The 18,048-nt window shown below is 73.0% G+C and carries 14 protein-coding genes; 6 read left to right on the top strand and 8 right to left on the bottom strand.

The genetic code is table 11. From position 1 onward, the window contains the following. The first annotated feature begins 40 nt into the window (after window positions 1-40). On the top strand, window positions 41-508 hold the full coding sequence (locus FOF52_RS21580; protein WP_248591715.1) for a hypothetical protein: 468 nt from the start codon (window positions 41-43) through the stop codon (window positions 506-508). A 6-nt stretch (window positions 509-514) separates the two neighbouring features. Here FOF52_RS21580 and FOF52_RS21575 read toward each other — a convergent pair whose 3' ends face one another. From FOF52_RS21575 to FOF52_RS21560, 4 genes are all read right to left on the bottom strand, one after another. Then, window positions 515-1,396 carry an Fpg/Nei family DNA glycosylase gene (locus FOF52_RS21575; RefSeq protein WP_248591714.1) on the bottom strand — a complete coding sequence of 294 codons (882 nt, stop codon included), beginning with the start codon at window positions 1,394-1,396 and terminating at the stop codon, window positions 515-517. A 113-nt stretch (window positions 1,397-1,509) separates the two neighbouring features. Continuing rightward, complete coding sequence (locus FOF52_RS21570; protein ID WP_248591713.1) at window positions 1,510-4,302, bottom strand: AAA domain-containing protein; 2,793 nt, start codon at window positions 4,300-4,302, stop codon at window positions 1,510-1,512. An 824-nt stretch (window positions 4,303-5,126) separates the two neighbouring features. Then, a complete protein-coding gene (locus FOF52_RS21565) occupies window positions 5,127-6,218 on the bottom strand; it encodes a hypothetical protein (protein WP_248591712.1) in 1,092 nt (363 codons plus the stop codon). Window positions 6,219-6,421: 203 nt separating this feature from the next. Then, complete coding sequence (locus FOF52_RS21560; RefSeq protein ID WP_248591711.1) at window positions 6,422-7,879, bottom strand: PucR family transcriptional regulator; 1,458 nt, start codon at window positions 7,877-7,879, stop codon at window positions 6,422-6,424. 174 nt (window positions 7,880-8,053) lie between these two features. On the opposite strand from FOF52_RS21560, the gene gabT reads away from it, so the two are divergent. The 3 genes from gabT (at window position 8,054) to FOF52_RS21545 (ending at window position 10,814) form a co-directional block, all read left to right on the top strand. Continuing rightward, the gene (gene gabT / locus FOF52_RS21555) at window positions 8,054-9,400 is read left to right on the top strand and encodes a 4-aminobutyrate--2-oxoglutarate transaminase (protein WP_248591710.1); all 1,347 of its coding nucleotides are present in this window, start codon (window positions 8,054-8,056) and stop codon (window positions 9,398-9,400) included. Between the two features lie 133 nt (window positions 9,401-9,533). Further along, the gene (locus FOF52_RS21550) at window positions 9,534-10,340 is read left to right on the top strand and encodes a carbon-nitrogen hydrolase family protein (RefSeq protein WP_248591709.1); all 807 of its coding nucleotides are present in this window, start codon (window positions 9,534-9,536) and stop codon (window positions 10,338-10,340) included. Between the two features lie 222 nt (window positions 10,341-10,562). Then, window positions 10,563-10,814, top strand: a complete 252-nt coding sequence (locus FOF52_RS21545; protein ID WP_425265566.1) for a hypothetical protein — start codon at window positions 10,563-10,565, stop codon at window positions 10,812-10,814. 354 nt (window positions 10,815-11,168) lie between these two features. Here FOF52_RS21545 and FOF52_RS21540 read toward each other — a convergent pair whose 3' ends face one another. Further along, window positions 11,169-12,671, bottom strand: coding sequence for a CoA-acylating methylmalonate-semialdehyde dehydrogenase (locus FOF52_RS21540; RefSeq protein ID WP_248591708.1), 1,503 nt, complete (start codon window positions 12,669-12,671; stop codon window positions 11,169-11,171). A 77-nt stretch (window positions 12,672-12,748) separates the two neighbouring features. Next, on the bottom strand, window positions 12,749-14,038 hold the full coding sequence (locus tag FOF52_RS21535) for an aspartate aminotransferase family protein (protein WP_248591707.1): 1,290 nt from the start codon (window positions 14,036-14,038) through the stop codon (window positions 12,749-12,751). 114 nt (window positions 14,039-14,152) lie between these two features. Between FOF52_RS21535 and FOF52_RS21530 the strand changes: the two genes are divergently transcribed. Continuing rightward, on the top strand, window positions 14,153-15,763 hold the full coding sequence (locus FOF52_RS21530; RefSeq protein WP_248591706.1) for a PucR family transcriptional regulator: 1,611 nt from the start codon (window positions 14,153-14,155) through the stop codon (window positions 15,761-15,763). A gap of 115 nt (window positions 15,764-15,878) precedes the next feature. Then, window positions 15,879-16,373, top strand: coding sequence for an Lrp/AsnC family transcriptional regulator (locus FOF52_RS21525; protein WP_248591705.1), 495 nt, complete (start codon window positions 15,879-15,881; stop codon window positions 16,371-16,373). Window positions 16,374-16,395: 22 nt separating this feature from the next. On the opposite strand, the gene FOF52_RS21520 is transcribed toward FOF52_RS21525, so the two are convergent. Beyond that, window positions 16,396-16,863: a VTT domain-containing protein gene (locus FOF52_RS21520; RefSeq protein ID WP_248591704.1), complete on the bottom strand. Its 468-nt coding sequence runs from the start codon at window positions 16,861-16,863 to the stop codon at window positions 16,396-16,398. 19 nt (window positions 16,864-16,882) lie between these two features. Then, on the bottom strand, window positions 16,883-17,980 hold the full coding sequence (gene rlmN, locus FOF52_RS21515; protein WP_248591703.1) for a dual-specificity RNA methyltransferase RlmN: 1,098 nt from the start codon (window positions 17,978-17,980) through the stop codon (window positions 16,883-16,885). Window positions 17,981-18,048 lie beyond the last annotated feature (68 nt).

Raw genomic sequence — 18,048 nt, 5'->3', positions numbered from 1 at the left:
CCGTTGTCACGGGCACGGTCATCGAAGGAGTGGCACAGCAGTGGACGTCCACGCGCTGGCGGGCCGCGTCAGGAACTCCGGTTACGGGCCCGCCAGCGCCGAAGCGGTGCGGCGGCAGACCGCGGCGATCGCCGAACGGCTGGCCGCCTACGCGGCGGACTTCGGCTACAACCCCGCCGCGCTGGAACCGGAGCAGGCCGACGTGCTGGCGGAGGTCTACCTCTCCGAGCGCGACGTACCCGTGGTCGAGGCCGAGCACATCCGGGAGCTGTACGAGGCGCACGAGGTCGACGCGATCCCGTACAACGACGACATCGCGGTGCTGGCGGTCGACCCGGACCTGTGGGACGACTACGCGGTGATGAGCGCGGCGGAGGCCCTGAGCAGAGGCCTGCACGCGGTCTACCACGCGCGTCTGCTCGCCGAGCGGCTGGCCGGCGCGGAACTCACCGACGACCTCGCCGAGGAGATCGCCTGGGAGGTCACCAGCGAGGTCTCCCCGCGCTGAGGCGGCTCAGCCCGTCTGGCAGCCCGGGCACCAGTACAGGGTGCGGCCGGCCAGTTCGGCGGAGCGGACCGTGGTCCCGCAGACCCGGCAGGGCTGTCCGGCGCGGTAGGCCACGTAGCAGGCGTCCTCGCGGGGCGGCGGGTTCAGCGCGGGGTTGTCGCGGTGTTCGGGGCGGGTGGTGATGATCCGGCCGTCGCGCACTCCGTCGTGCAGCAGGCGGACCAGGTCCGCCCAGAGCGCGTCCCACCGGGTGCGGTCCAGGTCGCGTCCGGCGCGGTAGGGGTCGATCCCCGTGCGGAACAGCGACTCGGCGCGGTAGATGTTGCCCACGCCGGAGACGACGTCCTGCCGCATCAGCAGCACCGCGATCGCGCTGCGGGATCTGCTGACCGTCCGCCACACCCGTTCGGGGTCGGCGTCGTCGCGCAGCGGGTCGGGGCCGAGCCTGGCCTGGACCGCCCGTTTGCCCTCGGGGTCCAGCACCTCGCAGGCGGAGGGGCCGCGCAGGTCGGCCCAGCCGTCGGCGCCCACGAGGCGCAGCCGCACCGCTCCGGTGGGCGGCGGCGGGATCACGTACCCGTCCGGGTCGCGGCGGAGCGTCCGCTCCGTGTCCGCTTCGGTGCGCGGGGCGCCCAGGCTGCGCTCGCCCCCGGCGTCACCGAAGGTCCACGCCCCGTACAGGCCGAGGTGGACGCGGAGCCACTCGCCCGAGTCGAAGCCCAGGAAGAGGTGTTTGCCGTGGGCCTCGGCCTCGCCCAGCACCCGGCCGTCGATCCGCCGCGCCCCGTCGGTGAAACGCCCCTGCGGACTGGTGGCGCGCAACCGCTGCCCGCCGTAGGCCTTGGTGAAGTGGATCGCCAACCGGTGCAGCGTGTGGCCCTCGGGCACCGTGCCGTCGCCTCCTCCCCGTCGTGGCCGCGGTGTGCGGCTCTCCCGGCGCTTCGCACCCTATCGGCCCCGTCCGCGACCGGGTCCCCCTCCCCGGGGCCGCGCACCGGCCGTCAGACCATGCCGAGCAGGACCTCCTTGGCCAGGTCCGCCGGATCGTGGAGGCAGCGCCAGAGGGGGACGCGGAGCACCGGGAGGTCGGTCACCTCCCGCAGCCGCTGCTGCCGGTCGAGCAGGCGGCGCAGTCCGCGGCCGTCCCGGGTGCGGTCCACCAGGACCAGGACCCTTCCGCCGGGCGCCGTCACGCACAGGTCCACGCGGTAGCCCGCCACCACGGCGTCGGTCTCGACCTCGGCGGACAGGTCGTTGAGGGCGCGCAGCAGCGGACTCGGCACAGCCTCCGCGTCGGCCTCCGCCGTGCCCGTCGCGGCCGTCTCGGCCACGGCCTCGGGCACGCCGCCGCCGGCCGTCCAGAAGCCGCGGTCCCCCACCACGACGAGCTGCGCGACCACCCCGGTCAGCACGGGATGCCACCACTGGGCGCCGGCCAGCGTCCGCGCCACCGTACGGTGCGGGGTGGCCCCGCTCAGCACGGGGGAGACCACCAGCGCGTCGCACGGCCGCAGGCCGAAGGCGTGCGGGGGTTCGATCCGGATCCCGCGGGAGTAGCGGCGGCGGCCGGTGAGTCTGCGCAGCAGCGCGCGCTGCCCGTGGAACGGGCTGGTCACGCCCACGGTCGCCCCTTCGGGCAGCCGCACGTCCAACGCGGTCAGCACGGCCGCCACCCGGTGCGCCTCCGCGCGGTTGACGTAGGAGCCGCCGTCCTCCGCCTCGTACTCGCCGACCACGTCGTGCCACTGCACCGGCCGGGCGGCGTCGCCGGGCAGGTTCCAGGGGTCGGTGAGCACGGTCGTCCTGCCGCCGTAGCAGCACCGGTCGGCCAGCGCCGCGATCGCGGGCTGGCACCGGTCGTGTTCGTCGAGCCAGAGCACCCGTCCCCCCGTCTCGGTGCGGATGCGGGCCAGCGCCCGGTAGGCGGGGACCGCGGCCGCTCCGTGTCCCCGCCCGTCCGTTCCGGTGGCGGGCGCGGCCGGGTCGCCGATGACCAGTGCGCGGCGGGCCCGGTAGAGCAGCGGGAGCACCTCGCCGATGCCGCACCGCTCCGCCCGCTCGACGATCACCAGGTCGAACATGCCCGCCCGGGGCGGCAGGTCGCGGGCCCGGCCCACCGCGACCGACCAGACCGGGGCGGTCGCCCCCGCCTGGTCGGGGCCGTCCGTTGCGCGGCTGTGGCGTGCTCGCGCCTGGACCGCCAGGTACGCGGCGCTGGACCGCCGGTGCGCCTCCAGCGCCGCCACCAGGTCGGCGTACAGCTCCTCCAGCGCGGTCGCGCGGCGCCGGATGTCGAGGGTGTTGCGCCACTCCTGCTCCACCCGGGCGATCTGGCACACCCGGGCCAGGAGCGCCGGATCGGTCGCGGCGGCCAGTCTGCGCCGCGCGCCGGAACGCCGCAGCGGGCGGAACGGGAACCGCTGGGTGGCCTGTTCGGCCCAGCGCAGCCACTCCCGGGGGCTGCTGCCGCGGAACAGCGCCCTGGGGTCCCAGCCCGCCGCGATGATCTGTCCGCGCGCCTCCGCCAGCAGCGCCAGGTCCCGCTCGATGCGCGCGATCGCGTCGATGGCGGCGCGGGCGACGCACACTGCGGCCCAGTCCCGGTACAGCGCCGCCCGCGCCGCGGTCTCCTCCTCGCTGCGCGTGCGGCGCTCCTGGAGGGTGCCGTGGACGGCGCCGTGGGAACGTCCGCCGCTCGGCCCGCCCACGAGCAGGTGCGCCGTCTCCAGCTCGGTTCGGACGTCGACGGTGAAGGCGTCGGCGGAGGCGGTGTCGGAGGCGACAAAGAGGACGTTCTGCCCGGAGGCGACGGCGGTGTGCGCGGCCGCGGTCGCCAGTGTCCCGGCGCCGTTGCCGGGCGGGGCGGCCACGACGGTGAGCCGTCGGCTCATCGCCGACTCCACCGCCCGGTGGTGGGCCTCGCTCATCGGGGCCGCGCTGATGGGGATGGCCGGTTCGGCCTGTCCCGGTTCGGGCACGTGGGCGAGGCTGGCCAGTGCGGTGTCGCCGAACCGGGCCAGGTCCAGGCCCTCGACCGCGGCGAGGTCGGCGAGGAGGGAGCGCGGGTCGGGGTGGCCGGACCGCTCGAAGGCGGCCGGGCCGCAGGCCCGGCGTGCCAGCGGGACGGGGGGTGTGGCGGTGACGAGCACGGGCCGCTGGTCCGCGGCGCTGGTGCGGTCCAGGTACTCGCCCAGGTCCGCGGTGTCGATCCAGCCGTCGCCGTCGCGGTCGGGCGCGGCCCCCCGCAGCGCCCTGGCCACGCCCAGGCTGAGCGGGCCGGCGCTGTGCTGTCCGCCTCCCGCCGCCGCGAGGACGGTGCAGCCCTCCCTGGGGAAGGCCCGCCGCAGTTCGAGTTGGGGGACCGTCGGGGTGAAACCGTCCGGCCCGTCGTCGAACCAGCCGCTGTAGCCGCAGTCGAGCAGCACGACGGTGGCGCGGGCCGGGGAGGACTGGATCACCTCGCTCACGGCGTCCAGCCGCACGGCTCCGGAGGCGAACCGGCGTCCCCGGGCGGCGGGGAAGCACAGTCGGCCGTCGCCGTCCCGGACCACGGTGCCGTGCAGTGCGAGCAGGAGGACGTCGGTCGGCTCCGCCACCGCGAAGAAGGAGCGCAACTCCTCCAGCATCCGGGTGCGCCCCGGGTCGTCCAGGGCCCGCACCTCGTCGAACGCCGCGTCGGTCAGCGCCGACCCCAGCGCCTCGACGCCCGACCGGACCCCGGCCCCGTACCCGGGTGCGTCACCGGGGACTGCGGTGGCCGCGACAAGCAGCGCCCTGCGCGTCCGAGGTCTCATCGCCCTCCCGCTCCGTACCGTGCCCCCGGCGTGAACGGTGGCGGAAATGTGTGGAATAACCGCACGTGGCACCTCTGTTCCCACTGACCGACCCAACCGGACCGTCAAGTGACGAATTAGTCACCCAAAGCGACTTATCGCATTCTCGCGATCGGTCGTCCCACGTGTGATGCGTATGCGAAAAATTTCCGGACGATTTTCCGCAGCGGAACGCATCGCCACGTGTGAACAACGGTAATCCCGGGTAGAGAGCGTTCGCGCCGTCCGGGCCGAGGTCATTCCATACCGTGATCCGTTTCCGACTGCGCGGCCGTCACCGTACCGCGTCGAGGGCCCCGGGGCGGCGGCTCATCCTCCCGTTTCCCGGGCTCCACCCCGTCGCCGCGGTTCACTCCCGTCCCAGGCAGTGCAGCGCGTGCAGCACCCGTTCCAGGATGGCCCGGTCCGGGCGGTGCCGGTTCGGATCACGGGGGGCGGGCAGGCGTTTCCGTCCGCTGCCGCGCCTGGGCAGCGGCAGCGCGGGAGAAGGCGGACACCCTTGTCCGCATTCGTCCGAGACACGGGCAGAATGGGCGATCAGCCCGATATGTTCGCCAAGAATGCACGGGACCGTACTCTTCTCCTCGCTCGCCCCGGACACCGCGCTCCTTCCTGTCGGCACGGCGCTCCGGAGCGAATGCCCCGGCTCCGCCGTGGAATTTCCCGTTCTGGGACACAGCGAGAGTACGCGCGGCGCACGGCTTCCCGCAGAGATTCCGACAAAAAAGAGGAATCACGCCATAGATCGCTTACCTCTGCGCCACCCCGTGAAAGAGACGGAAGATTCAGTCCTCCTGCGGCGGAGAAACCGCGTCACCGTCCGTCCCACTTTCGGACCGGACGGTTTCCTCCGCCCGGCGGACCGGAAGCACGAGCACCAGCCCTGCTCCCAGGACGATCAGGAACGGGAGGGCGTAGCGCAGGAAGTCGGCCGCCCGCTCGACGGCGTCGCCCCCGGCGGGCGCCGTGTCCAGCCGCTCCAGCAGGTTGGTCAGCGTGGCCGCGGCACTGTCGCCGTCCCGGGCCGCCGCGGTGATCCGGGACAGGCTGTCCCCGGTCAGGCCGAACCGGCTGCCCGCCGCCGTGCCGCTCGCGGAACCGGCGACGACGTGCCCGTCCCCGTCCACCAGGTAGACGACGACGGGCGCGTCGCGCTCCCCCTGCACCAGCTCCGCGACGTTGCCGGCGCCCCGGCGCACCACCGCGCCCTCGTATCCGACCGCCTCGCTGGGCAGCAGCGCCACCCGCACCGGTTCGGCCAGCGAGGCGAACCGCTCGGCGAGGTCGTCGACCTGCTGCGCGGTGAGGTCGGTCGCCAGCCCGGGGGCCACGTACAGCGTCGTCTCCGCCAGGGCCTGCGCGGCCGTGGGGATGACCTCTCCGCGCAGGACCACGGCCAGGGCCTCCATGTGGACGAGCAGGTCGTCGGCGTCGACCCGGTGGCTCACGCCGGTCGGCGCCCGCCCGCCCCGGGGTGCGCCGCCGGTGACCGTGTCGACCCGGAAGGCGCCGTCCTGCCAGCTGTAGAGGACCGCGGTCCACCGGTCCCCCTGCGCGTGCAGCTGCTCGGCGAGCTCCCCCGGGGCGGTGTGCGGCTCCGGGAGCACGGCGACCCGGACGGACCGGTCGTGTTCGAAGCTTTCGGCCACGGCCTCGGGGGTGACCTCGGGCAGCACCTCGGTGACCCGGTCGTGGACGTAGGGTTGCGGGGCCTCCCAGGCTTCGCGGATCTCGGCGAGGCAGACGCGGTCCGCGGCGTCCGACAGTTCCGCCGCGACCGTCGGGTCCTGTCCGGCCGCGGCGGCCGGGGCGCCTGCCCACACGCCCGCCAGCACACTCGCTCCCACCACCGCCGTTCGCAGCGCACGCCCGACCATCGTCCTCCCGACTCCGACACCCTCGCGTTCCGAGCCCCACCCTCTTGTGACCTTGAACACAGATCACCCGGTCGGTCATTCCGCCAACGGGACCGGAGCACCAACAGAACATGAGGTCAGCGGCCTTTGTGTGAACAGTCCGCCGGTTTCGGGGCACGGGAGGGCAAGGGAGCGGCAAACCGGGACGGACCGGCCGCGGCGGATCACTCCCGCTCGGCCATCCGCAGCGCGAGCCACAACTCGGCCCGGTAGTCGGGGTCGTCGAGGTCGCCGGGAAGCAGCTCCCGGATGCGCGCGATCCGGTAGCGCAGCGTGTGCCGGTGGACCCCCAGGGACTCGGCAGCGGCGTCCCAGCGTCCCGAGGCGGCCAGGTAGGCGCGGAGCGAGGCCAGCAGTTCGGGGGCGGACCGGTGCGCGCGCAGCGGAGCGAGCAGCCGCCGGGCCGTTCCGGTCCCGGCGGGGGTGTCCAGCAGGCCGAGGAATCCGCCTGGCAGGTCGGCGTGGCGGACCAGCGCGGCGTAGTCGCGCCGGGCGGCCTCCAGGGCCCGTTCCGCCTGGGCCAGCGCCTCCGGCAGCCTGTCGTAGCCGCACTCCTCGCTCACGCCCACCGGTCCCCCGGTGAACGCGGCCAGGCGTCCCCCCGGATCGGAGCGGGCGCTGCCCAGGAACGTGAAGCGGCCGTCGGCCGCGGCCGCCAGTCCGTCCTCCTCGACACGCCCCCAGGACACGGCGGCGGGGCTCTCCTCGGCGGCCACGACGACCACCGGCTCCGCCGGAAGCGCCGCGCGCAGCGCCGCGGTCCCCGGGCCGGACACGGTCACGGCCCCGCTCAGCAGCGCGTCCAGCAGGCCGCCGCGCAGCCGGTCCGAGGTGGCGGGGTTGCCGCGTTCCAACTCCAGGGAGAGCAGGGAGCTGGCGGCGTTGACCAGGGTCCGTTCGTCCGAGCCGAGCGGATGGGAGCTGCCCACCGCGAGGAAGCCGCGCACCCGCCCCGACACCCCCAGCGGCTGCACGGTGACGTGTCCGGAGCCCGCCGCCAGCGAGGCGCTGGCGGGCTGCCGCAGCTCCCGCAGCCGCCGCACCTCCTCGGCGAGTCCCGGGGCGTGGGAGGCGGCCTCGGCGGGGCGGGCGTGCAGCGGTGAACCGTCGGGGGTGAGCAGCAGCGCCCACCCTCCGGCCAGTTCCGCGCCGAGCCGGTCCACCACCGCCTCGGCGCCGCGCAGCGCGGCCCGGGTCAGCTGGCGCTGCGCGGCGAACGCCTTGGTCAGCCCCTCGTACTCCTCCCGGGCCAGCAGCCGGGAGACCTCTTTGCCGACAGCGATGAACGGGGTCGGGCGGGGCACCGCGATCAGCGGCAGCCCGAACCTCGCGACCGCCTCGACCAGGGTGGACGGCACCTGCTCGTGGACGACGCCGAGCCCGAAGCCGAGTCCGGCGACCCCGCGGTCGACCAGGCGTCGTACGTAGCACGCGGCGTCGGTCTCGTGGCTCCACCGCAGGCCGGTGGTCAACAGCAGCTCCCCGCCCTCCAGGTACGGGGTGGGGTCGGTGAGTTCACTGACGGCCACCCAGCGCACCGGGGTGTCCAGCTTGTCGGCACCGTTGAGCAGCCGCAGCCGCAACCGCGGGGTGCGCAGGATCGCTCCCAGGGAAGGCGGCACGCTCACTCCTCGTTCGACCGGGTCCGGACCGTCAGGACAGCGGTTCTGCCAAAAAGGCCAAGAACATCCTGGAATTCTATCCATACCGGCGAGGGAACAGGGGGGTTGTTCGGCCTACTGTCGATCCAGCAACCACGAATGGTCGAGCCACAACCACGAGGAGGGCAGGGAACCATGGCCACCGAGCACGCGGATCTCCCGCAGCAGCGCCGGATCGTCACCGAGATCCCCGGTCCCAAGTCGCGTGCGCTGCACGAGCGCCGCGTCGCGGCCGTCGCCCAGGGGGTGGGCAGCTCCCTGCCGGTCTATGTGGAGCGCGCCGGCGGCGGCATCGTCGAGGACGTGGACGGCAACCGCCTCATCGACTTCGGCGCCGGCATCGCCGTGACCAACGTGGGCAACGCCAACCCGCGGGTGGTGGCCCGCGCCAGCGAGCAGCTGGCCCGCTTCACGCACACCTGCTTCATGGTCAACCCCTACGAGGGCTACGTCGAGGTGTGCGAGGCGCTCAACCGGCTCACCCCCGGCGACCACGAGAAGCGCTCCATCCTGGTGAACTCGGGCGCCGAGGCGGTGGAGAACGCGGTCAAGATCGCGCGCAGCGCCACCGGGCGCCAGGCGGTGGTGGTGTTCGACCACGCCTACCACGGCCGCACCAACCTGACGATGGCGCTGACCGCCAAGAACATGCCCTACAAGCAGGGCTTCGGCCCCTTCGCGGGCGAGGTCTACCGGATGCCGATGGCCTACCCCTTCCGCTGGCCGACCGGCCCCGACAACTGCGGCCCCGAGGCCGCGGCCCAGGCCATCGACCTGATCACCAAGCAGATCGGCCCGGAGAACGTGGCCGCGGTGCTGATCGAGCCCATCCAGGGCGAGGGCGGCTTCATCGTGCCGGGCGAGGGCTTCCTGCCCGCGCTGGTGGAGTTCTGCCGGGCGCACGGCATCGTGTTCATCGCCGACGAGGTGCAGACCGGGTTCGCGCGCACCGGCGCCCTGTTCGCCTGCGAACACGAGGGGATCGTGCCGGACCTGATCACCACCGCCAAGGGGATCGCGGGCGGCCTGCCGCTGGCCGCGGTGACCGGGCGCGCCGAACTCATGGACGCCGTGCACGGCGGCGGTCTGGGCGGCACCTACGGCGGCAACCCGGCCGCGTGCGCGGCGGCGCTCGCCTCGCTGGAGACGATCGAGAGCGAGAAGCTGGTGGAGCGTTCCCGGGCCATCGGCGAGGTGCTGCTGTCCCGGCTGCGCGCGCTCGCCGAACGGTACGACGTCATCGGCGACGTGCGGGGGCGCGGCGCGATGGTCGCGCTCGAACTGGTGGCGGGCGCGGGCGACAAGACGCCCAACCCGGAGGCGCTCGCCTCGATCGTCAAGCACTGCCACGCCAACGGCCTGATCCTGCTGACCGCGGGCACCTACGGCAACGTCATCCGGCTGCTGCCGCCCCTGGTCATCGGCGACGACCTGCTCGAAGAGGGCCTGTCCATCCTGGAGGAGGCCTTCGCCCGGCTCTAGGGCCGGTTCCCGGGGCCGGGGACGGGTGGAGACGAGTGGGGGCCGTCTCCCCGTTCCCGGCCCCGTTGTCCCGGTGGTCCCGTGCAGCGCGTAGGGTCGCGGTCAACGGAACGCTCACACACGGGGAGTCGGCATGGTCGCGGTGGCCGTCGCGCAGTTCGCACCGGGAACGGACAAGCGGGTGAACCTGGCCCGAGCGGCCGAACTGGTGCGCTCGGCCGCCGATCGGGGGGCGCGGGTGGTGGTGCTGCCCGAGTACGCGATGTTCACCGCCCCGGCCATCGACCACCGGTTCGTGGAGTCGGCCGAGCCCCTGGACGGGCGCTACGTGTCGGGGCTGCGGGAGCTGGCGCGGGAGCAGGGCGTGTACGTCGTGGCCGGGGTGAACGAGGCGCTGGACGAGCCGGGGCGCTTCGCCAACACCACGGTGGCCGTCGGCCCCGACGCCGCACTGGTGGCCCGCTACCGCAAGCTGCACCTGTACGACGCCTTCGGGTTCACCGAGTCGGCGGTGGTGCGTCCGGGGGAGGTCACCGCCCCCGCGGTGTTCTCCGTCGACGGGCTCGTCTTCGGCTTGCAGACCTGTTACGACCTGCGTTTCCCCGAGGTCACGCGCAGGCTCGCCGACGCCGGGGCACAGGTGGTGGCGGTGGGCGCGGCATGGGTTCCGGGGCCGTTGAAGGAGGAGCACTGGCGCCTCCTGGTACGCGCCCGGGCCGTCGAGAACACCCTCTACGTCGCGGCGGCGGGGCAGAGTGCGCCGATGGGATCGGGCAACAGCATGGTCGTGGACCCGATGGGCGTGGTGGTGACGTCCCTGGGCGAGCAGGAGGGCGTCGCCGTGGCGGAGGCGGATCCCGCACGGGTGGCGCAGGTCCGCGAGGTCAATCCCGCCCTGGCGCTGCGGCGCTTCTCCGTCGAGCCGAAATACCCCGCGTGACACTGGATTTCAGTGGTCTGTGCCTGCTTGAGGCCGAAGATCCGATACGCAGCCCCGATTTTGACTACGCAGAGTCAGCGCCACTAAGCTCAAGGTCACAGTTTTGGCTCTGCTTTATCCAGCGAGCACACCCTGTCTGGTTGAATCCAATCACCGACACCTGTCTGTCTGTTTGATCCGCGACTGTCCTGTGCCACGGGGGGAGTAGGGACGTTGAGCGGTCTGAGCATCATGTGCGAGCGCGGTGCGCCCGCAGACGAGGACGACGGTTACGTCGTCGCACCGGAAGGACTCAGCGACGCGCAGGTCATGGGGGATGCCTGCGTCGTCTGCCACGCGAGATGGCCGCGGCCGCGCCAGCAACTGGGGGTGCTGCCCGACGGCACCCGGGTCTACGGGTGCTCCGAGTGCGCCCGACTGGCCGCCGACCACCACACCGACCCCTTCGACCGCCACCTGCTCGCCACGCACTGACCGGAGGGTGTTCGGCTCCGCCGCGGGCGCCCTCCCGCCGGGGAGGAGGAGGCACGGCGGCACCGGCCGCCGCACCTCGACGGGGCGCGGTGGCAGGGTGGAAGGAGTACTCCGGGCTGGGGGGAGAGGCTGCCCGGAGCACCCCTTCACCGTGCGCCCTAATCCCGGAGGGGGGAGAGGAATCGGGCGCATCTCCTCGTGGTCCGCGCCGCTCACCGGGGCACGGACGAAACGGCAGTCCCCGGAGCGGCGAACCGGCAACCACGATACTCCGAGCAGCGGGCAACTGATCACCACTGGGAGAATCCGCTGTCGATTCGTGCGCGAGACCGCCGTTTCGACGGTTGCGGAGCCTCAGCCGTTGGTGGGAAAGCCGAGGTTGACCCCGCCGTGACTGGGGTCGAGCCAGCGCGCGGTGACCGCCTTGGTGCGGGTGTAGAAGTGCACGCCCTCCGTTCCGTGCGCGTGTGAATCGCCGAACAGCGAGTTCTTCCAGCCGCCGAAGGAGTAGTAGGCCATCGGCACCGGGATGGGCACGTTGATGCCGACCATGCCCACCTCCACCTCGTTCTGGAAGCGCCGCGCCGCGCCGCCGTCGTTGGTGAAGATCGCGGTCCCGTTGCCGTAGGGGTTGGCGTTGACGAGGTCGACCGCCTCCTCGTAGGAGTCGACCCGCAGGATCGACAGCACCGGCCCGAAGATCTCGTCGCGGTAGCACGACATCTCGGGGGTGACGTGGTCCAGCACCGACGGGCCCAGCCAGAACCCGCCGCGTTCGCCGCCGAGCACCGGGTGCACGCGGCCGTCGACCGCCAGGGTCGCGCCCTCGCGCACCCCCGCCTCCAGGTAGGAGGCGACCCGGTCGCGGTGCTCGCGCGTCACCAGCGGCCCCATCTCGCTGCGCGCGTCGTCCCCGGGGCCCACCCGCAGCCGCTCCACCCGCTGCCTGATCCCGGCCAGCAGGTCGTCGGCGATCCCGCCGACGGCCACGACCGCCGAGATCGCCATGCACCGCTCCCCCGCCGAGCCGAACCCCGCCGAGACCGCGGCGTCGGCGGCCAGGTCCAGGTCGGCGTCGGGCAGCACCACCATGTGGTTCTTGGCCCCGCCCAGCGCCTGCACCCGTTTGCCGTGGGCCGCCGCGGTGGCGTAGACGTAGCGCGCGATCGGCGTGGAACCGACGAAGCTGACCGCTTTGACGTCCTCGTGGACCAGCAGCGCGTCGACCGCCTCCTTCGCGCCGTGCACCACGTTGAACACGCCGTCGGGCAGCCCCGCCTCGGCCCACAGCTCGGCCAGGCGGACCGGGGCCGAGGGGTCCTTCTCGCTCGGCTTGAGCACGAAGGTGTTGCCGCAGGCGATGGCGACGGGGAACAGCCACATCGGCACCATCGCGGGGAAGTTGAACGGGGAGATCGCGGTGACCACGCCCAGCGGCTGCAGGATGGAGTAGGCGTCGACCCGGGTGGAGACGTTCTCCGAGTAGCCGCCCTTGAGCAGGTGCGGGATGCCGCAGGCGAACTCCACGACCTCCAGCCCGCGGGAGACCTCGCCCAGCGCGTCGGAGACGACCTTGCCGTGCTCGGCGCTGATGATGCGGGCCAGTTCGTCGCGGTGGGCGCGGACCAGCTCGCGGAAGGCGAACATGATCTCGGTGCGCCGGGACAGCGAGGTGTCCCGCCAGGCCGGGAAGGCCTCCCTGGCGGCCGCCACCGCGGCGGCCACCTCGTCCGGTCCGGCGAGGTCGACCGTTCCCGAGACGCGCCCGGTGGCCGGGTTGTAGATGTCGCCGCGGCGTTCGGACGGCCCCTGCCAGGGCTTGCCGCCGATCCAGTGTGAGACGTGCTTGACAGACAACGGAACCTTCTTCGTCGACGAGAGGGTGTGCGGGGCGGGGGCACGGCCCGGGTGCGGAGGGGCCGCGCCCCGTCGGTTCAGGCGGCCGCGTCGTTGACCGAGGTGACGGCCTCGACGAGGATGTCCGCCCCCTCCTCGGCCTCCTCCCGGGTGAGGGTGAGCGGCGGCGCCATGCGCAGGGTGTGGCCGTGCAGTCCGCCCTTGCCGACGAGCAGGCCGCGGCTGCGGGTCTCCTCCAGCACGGCGGCGGCCAGTTCGGGAGCGGGGGCGCCGGAGGCCGGGTCGGCCATGTCGATGGCGAACATCAGTCCCCTGCCGCGCACCGCGCCCACCGCGGGCAGTCCCCTCAGCGGGGCGAGCCGGTCCAGCACCAGCGGCCCCAGCCGTGCCGCGTTGGCCTGCAGGTCGTGGTCGAGCACGTAGTCGAGGGTGGCGTTGGCCGCGGCGGTGGCGATCGGATTGCCGCCGAAGGTGGCGACCCCGTTGGCGGGCAGGGCGTCCATCAGGTCCCCGCGGGCCACCACGCCGCCGATGGCGAACCCGTTGCCCAGCCCCTTGGCGAAGGTCATCGCGTCGGGGGTGACGCCGTGGTTGCCGATCCCCCAGAAGCTGGAGCCGGTGCGTCCCCAACCGGTCTGCACCTCGTCGGAGACGAACAGGATGCCCTGTTCGTCGAGGACCTCCCGGTAGGCCGCGAACAGCCCGTCCGGGGGCATCGCGAACCCGCCGACCCCCTGGACGGGCTCGGCGATCAGGCAGGCCACGTTCGGAGCCGTGGTGCTGAGCACCTCCCGCAGGTCGGCCACGCACACGTCGATGTACTCGGCGTCGGACAGGTGCGCGAAGGCCGGGTGGGAGCGGTCGGTGCCGTGCAGGTAGTGCACGTTGAGCGGGGACAGCGAGGAGTTCTTCCAGCCCCGGTTGCCGGTGACCGCGATGGTGCCGTAGGAGCGTCCGTGGTAGCTGTTGCGCAGGGCCAGCACCTGGTCGCTGCCGCGTGCGTGGGTGGCCAGCAGCAGCGCCGTCTCGTTGGCCTCGGTGCCGGAGTTGGTGAAGAACACCTTCGCGTCGGGGATGCCGGAGAGGCGGGCGATCTTCTCGGCCAGCTCCACCTGTCCGCGCAGCAGGTACAGGGTGGAGGTGTGCACGACGCCGCGGGCCAGCTGGGCCTCCACGGCCTCCCGGACCTCCGCCACGTCGTAGCCGAGCATGTTGGTGACGATCCCGGCGAAGAAGTCCAGGTAGGTGTTGCCGTCGGCGTCGACGACCCGGTTCCCCTTGCCGCTGACGATCTCGATGGGCGTCTCGTAGTACAGGGCCAGCCACGAGGGCATGACCGCGCGGTGGCGCGCGAGCAGTTCCGACATGCCCCCAGTCTCACCGCTGCCTCCCGCCTTGGCCAGCGGCACAGTGGCGATTTCCGGCCCCTCCGGTTGACATGGTGTCAACCGTCCGGCGGCTGCTGTCTGTACACTCGGCCCGTGCTGCCCTCCCTCGCCGACGTGCTCGACCTGCCCGTGGTGCGGCGTGCCCGCCCCCGGGTCGTGACGGGGGCGGACCGGCTCGACGCGCCCGTGCGCTGGGTGCACGTCGCCGAGGTCACCGACCTGGCCCACCTGCTGCGCGGCGGCGAACTGGTGCTGACCACCGGGATCGCGCTGCCCGACGACACCGAGGCGCTGCGCCGCTACGTCACCGACCTCGCCGGGGCCGGGGTCAGCGGGATCGCCGTGGAGCTGGGGCGCAAGTACCGGCGGCGGCTGCCCGACGCGCTGGTGGAGGCGGCCCGCCAGGCGGGCGTGCCCGTGATCTGCCTGCACCGCGAGACCCGGTTCGTGGAGATCACCGAGGCGGTGCACCGCCGCGTGCTCAGCGAGCAGTTGGAGGAGCTGCGCGCCTCGGAACGGCTGCACACCGTCTTCACCGACCTGTCCGTGGAGGGCGCGCCGCCCGACCGGGTGCTGCGGGAGGTGGCCCGGCTGTCGGGCTGCCCCGTGCTCCTGGAGAACCTCTCCCACCAGGTGCTGGCCTGCGACCTCAACGGCGAGGACCCCGGCATCCTGTTGGCCTCCTGGGAGAGCAGGTCCCGGTCGGTGCGGTCCACCAGGCGCACCGTCCACGAACCGGCGACGGGCTGGCTGGTCACCACGGTGGGCGCGCGCGGCCAGGACTGGGGGCGGCTCATCCTGGTCTGCGGCGCCTCCCCCACCTCCCTGCAGACCACGCTGGTGGAGCGCGCGGCGACGACGCTGGCACTGGGGCGGCTGCTGGAACGCCACCAGGAGAGTCTGGAACGCCAGACCCACCGCACGATCATCGCGGGCATCATCGACCGCTCCTACACCGATCCGGAGGAGGCGCTGGTCCGGGCACGCGCCGTCGGCGTTCCGCTGGCCGGCCGCACCCTGGTCGCCCTGGTGCTGCGGCTGCGCGACGCCGGCACCGGGCTGGCCGTGCAGGCCCGGCTCGCCGACACCGCCGAGGGTGTCGCCCGGGTCTGCCGGGAACTGCGGCTGCCCGCCCTGGTGGGCTCGCTCGACGACCTCCGGGTGGGCGTCCTGCTGTCCCTGTCGGCCGCCGAGGACGTGGAGCGCTGCCTGGACCGGCTCGCCCCGCTGGTCCACGAGCGCGTCGGCCCCGGGACGGTGATCGCGGTGGGGTCTCCCGCCGACGACATCCGCCGGGTGCGGGCCTCCTTCCTGGAGGCCCGGCAGGTGGGCGACGTGGCCGTGCACCGGGCGGCCGACCGCCCCTACCACCGGCTTCCGGACCTGCGTCTGCGTGGGCTGCTGCACCTGCTGCGCGACGACGAGCGGGTGCAGACCTACGTGGAGCGCGAGGTGGGGCCGCTGCTGGCCCACGACGCCCGGCACGGCGAGGACCTGACCTCGGTGCTGCGGCACTACCTGGACGCCGGCCGGAACAAGGCGCTGGCCGCGTCCCGGGCGCACCTGTCGCGCCCCGCCTTCTACGGGAGACTGAGACGCATCTCACATATTCTCGGTGCGGACCTGGAATCGGTGGAGACCTGCCTGTCCCTGCACGTCGCGCTCCTCGCCTTGGACTCCGTACGCGACCAGTTCCCTCGATAGGGTTTTCGTGACCACCACGAAACTTACGGAAACTTTTGATTCCGTTGCCAGGAGTACCCTGGACAACCAATTCCTGAAGTTTGACTGATATAAGCAACCGATAGCGGAGGAACAGGTGGCCGAAGGACCGGAGTCAGCGCCCGCACCGCGCCGCAACGGCGGCGGAGTGGTCCTCGACGACACCGCCAAGCGGATCATCGAGCAGCTCCAGCAGGACGGACGGCGCTCCTACGCGGCGATCGGCAAGGCGGTCGGCCTGTCCGAAGCCGCGGTCCGACAGCGTGTCCAGCGCCTCCTGGAGGGCGGAGTGGTCCAGGTGGTGGGCGTGACCGACCCCATGATGCTGGGCTTCAAACGCCAGGCGATGATCGGCGTCCGCTGCAACGGCGACCCCAACGCCGTGGCCGACGCGATCTCCGACCTGGACGGCGTCGAGTACGTCGTCATCACCGCCGGCTCCCTGGACCTGCTGGTGGAGGTCGTGGCCGAGGACGACGACCAGCTGCTGAAGATCCTCAGCCGCATCCGCGCGGTCCCCACCGTCACCGCCACCGAGACCTTCCTCTACCTGAAGCTGCGCAAACAGACCTACGCCTGGGGAACGCGCTAGCACCGCCCCGGACGCACCGGCGTCACAGCAGGGCCGCCACCGCACCGGGCGCGTAGACCAGCAGCGCGAACCGGACAGTACGGGTCGCCAGGGTCACCGCCGCGAAGACCGCCAACGGCATCCGGACCGTCCCCGCCAGCACCGAGATCACCGTGAACGGCGGCACACTGGCCAGGGAGCTGAGCGCGAGCAGTCCCGCCGTCCACACCGGGCGCCCCCGAGCCCTGTCCCGCCAGCGCGCGACGCGCGCGCTCCACCTCCCGGGCGTCCGGCCCCTGCGGCGCAGCCAGGAAACGGTGAGCACCCCCCGCCCCAGGTAGTAGTAGGCCGTCTTGCCCAGGGTCTGCCCCGCTCCCGCGGCCACCGCGGCCGCCAGCAGCCACCCGCCGTCCGTCAACGCGGCCACACCGAGCAGGTAGACCTCGATGTTGAGGAACGGCAGCAGCGCGGAGACCAGCGCGACGAGGAAGGCCAGGAGGCTCTCGGCCACGTGAGCAGCCCGGCCCCGGTCAGGCTCCGGAGGCGGCGAGCTGGCCGCAGGCGCCGTCGATCTCCTGCCCGCGGGTGTCGCGGACCGTCACCGAGACGCCGCGCGCCTGGAGTCTGCGTACGAACTCCCGTTCGTCCTCGGGGCGGGACGCGGTCCACTTGGACCCCGGTGTGGGGTTCAACGGGATCAGGTTGACGTGCGCCAACCGCCCCGCCAGCAGCCTGCCGAGCAGGTCGGCGCGCCAGGGCTGGTCGTTGATGTCCCGGATCAGGGCGTACTCGATGGACACCCGGCGCCCCGTGGTGTCGGCGTACCGCCAGGCGGCGTCCAGGACCTCGGCGACCTTCCACCGGTTGTTGACCGGAACGAGTTCGTCGCGCAGCTCGTCGTCGGGAGCGTGCAGGGAGACCGCGAGCCGCACCTGGAGGCGCTCCGCGGTGAGCTTCTCGATCGCCGGGACCAGCCCCACCGTGGAGACGGTGACGCCCCGCTGGGAGATGCCCAGACCGTCGGGCACCGGGTCGGTGATCCGGCGCACCGACTCCAGCACCCGCCGGTAGTTGGCCAGCGGCTCGCCCATCCCCATGAAGACGATGTTGCTGATCCGGCCGGGACCGCCCGCGACCTCGCCGCGCGCCAGGTCACGGGCGACCGAGACGACCTGGTCGACGATCTCGCCGGTGGACAGGTTGCGGGTGAGCCCGGCCTGCCCGGTGGCGCAGAACGGGCAGTTCATACCGCAGCCCGCCTGGGACGACACGCACAGGGTGACCCGGTCCGGGTAGCGCATCAGCACCGACTCGAACAGCACCCCGTCGAAGGCCCGCCACAGCGTCTTGCGGGTCATTCCGCCGTCGCAGGTGACGTGCTTGACCGGGGTGAGCAGGCGGGGCAGCAGCGCCTCGCCCAGCCGTTCGCGCGAGGCGGCCGGCAGGTCCGTCATCCGCGTGGCGTCCGACTCCAGGCGGCCGAAGTAGTGCTGGGCCAACTGCTTGGCGCGGAACGGCTTCTCCCCCAGGCCGGCGACCACCTCCCGACGCTCGTCGGGACCGAGGTCGGCGAGGTGCCGGGGGGGTTTGGCCCGGCGCGGCGCTACGAAGGTGAGCTCAGCAGGCATGGCTTCAGGTCCAGGTCGCAAAAGGGTGTCTGTCGGCGGTCGGGCCGGTGGAAACGGGCGGTGCGCGG

This window comes from Thermobifida alba (assembly GCF_023208015.1).
Classification (GTDB): domain Bacteria; phylum Actinomycetota; class Actinomycetes; order Streptosporangiales; family Streptosporangiaceae; genus Thermobifida; species Thermobifida alba.
Note: the sequence above shows the minus strand (reverse complement) of the source record. Positions and strands in the feature narration are given on the sequence as shown.

Bases quoted from the DNA above. Each gene is read 5' to 3' on its own strand.
- FOF52_RS21570 (WP_248591713.1), bottom strand. From the start codon at position 4,302: ATGAGACCTCGGACGCGCAGGGCGCTGCTTGTCGCGGCCACCGCAGTC.
- FOF52_RS21565 (WP_248591712.1), bottom strand. From the start codon at position 6,218: ATGGTCGGGCGTGCGCTGCGAACGGCGGTGGTGGGAGCGAGTGTGCTG.
- gabT (WP_248591710.1), top strand. From the start codon at position 8,054: ATGGCCACCGAGCACGCGGATCTCCCGCAGCAGCGCCGGATCGTCACC.
- FOF52_RS21550 (WP_248591709.1), top strand. From the start codon at position 9,534: ATGGTCGCGGTGGCCGTCGCGCAGTTCGCACCGGGAACGGACAAGCGG.
- FOF52_RS21535 (WP_248591707.1), bottom strand. From the start codon at position 14,038: ATGTCGGAACTGCTCGCGCGCCACCGCGCGGTCATGCCCTCGTGGCTG.
- rlmN (WP_248591703.1), bottom strand. From the start codon at position 17,980: ATGCCTGCTGAGCTCACCTTCGTAGCGCCGCGCCGGGCCAAACCCCCC.